The organism is Kitasatospora sp. NPDC041917 (assembly GCF_055589745.1).
On record NZ_JBVJBI010000121.1, the window covers coordinates 1 to 1,337 of the forward strand.

Here is a 1,337-nt window from a genome sequence, read left to right on the forward strand (position 1 = left end):
CAGGGCTGTTGCAAAGTCCCGGTTAGGGCATGAGTCCGCAGGTCATAACGGGGTGAGAGGCGGGAGTCGATCCGTCACGTACGCATCGAAGCTCCGGTTGAAGGGGGTGACCTTCCCAAGTCGCCTCGCACCACCGGAGCTTCGATGTGCCGCCAGTCTGCCACCGTCTGCCTGATCAAGTCGCCCGCTCTGGACAGCGTGGCGGGATTGTCGCTGGTGGAGCGGTTGCGACTGCTGCCGGATCCGCGTCGGCGTCGAGGGGTGCGTCACCCGTTCGTGGCGGTGCTGCTGGTCGCTGCCTCGGCGGTGGTCGCCGGCGCACGCTCGTACGCGGCCATCGGCCAGTGGTCCGCGAGCGCTCCGCAGCACGCCCTGGCCCGTCTCGGCGCCCGGGCCGTGGGCGTACTGGGCGTACACGTTGCGCCGAGTGCCGCCACGATCCGGCGGGTCATCGCTCTGGTCTGCCCGGGCGGCCTGGCCGACCTGACCGGCGCCGATCCAGCAGGATCAGACTCGATCGCCGTGGACGGCAAGGCCGCCCGAGGCGCCCGGCACGGCACCTCGCCCGCCGCACACCTGCTGGCCGCGATGACCGGCGACGGCCGCACCGTCACCCAGCTGCGGGTTCCCGACAAAACGAATGAGATCACCTGCTTTGCCGCGCTGCTGGCGCCCTTCGACCTGGCCGGGGTCACCGTCACAGCCGACGCCCTGCACACCCAGCGCGCCCATGCGCGCTTCCTCGTCGAGGAGATGAACGCGCACTACCTGCTGGTGGTCAAGGCCAACCAGCCCGAACTGCATTGCAGGCTGCGATCGTTGCCGTGGAAGGACGTCACTGCGCGCCGCTACGACCGCGAGGTCGGCCACGGCCGCAGGGAGACCCGCGTGACCAGGGCGCTCACCGTCACCGGCCTCGGGCTGGACTTCCCGCACGCGGTCCAGGCCGTGCGCATCCTGCGCCACCGCACCGACCTCAAGACCGGCACCATCAGCTGCCGGACCATCTATGCGATCACCGACCTGACCTCGCAGGAAGCCTCGCCCGAGCGGCTCGGCCGGCTCGCCAGATCGCAGTGGACCATCGAGAACCGACTCCACTTCGTCCGCGACACGACCTTCGCCGAGGACGCCTCCAGGATCCGCACGGCACACGGCCCGGAGAACATGGCAACCCTTCGGAACCTTGCGATCAACGCCCTCCGCGCCGCCGGGCATCGCAACATCGCCGCTGGCCTCCGCCACGCCTCCTACGAGCCCTTCACGCGCCCGCTCGACCTCCTCGGCATCGCCTGACCAACACAGTCACAAGATCAAAGGACTTTGCAACGGCCCTG

General features: G+C 69.5%; 1 protein-coding gene. It reads left to right on the forward strand.

What is annotated here, in order from left to right; all coding sequences use genetic code 11:
- The first annotated feature begins 144 nt into the window (after positions 1-144).
- Complete coding sequence (locus ACZ6EM_RS40445; protein WP_465774688.1) at positions 145-1,296, forward strand: ISAs1 family transposase; 1,152 nt, start codon at positions 145-147, stop codon at positions 1,294-1,296.
- Positions 1,297-1,337: the final 41 nt, after the last annotated feature.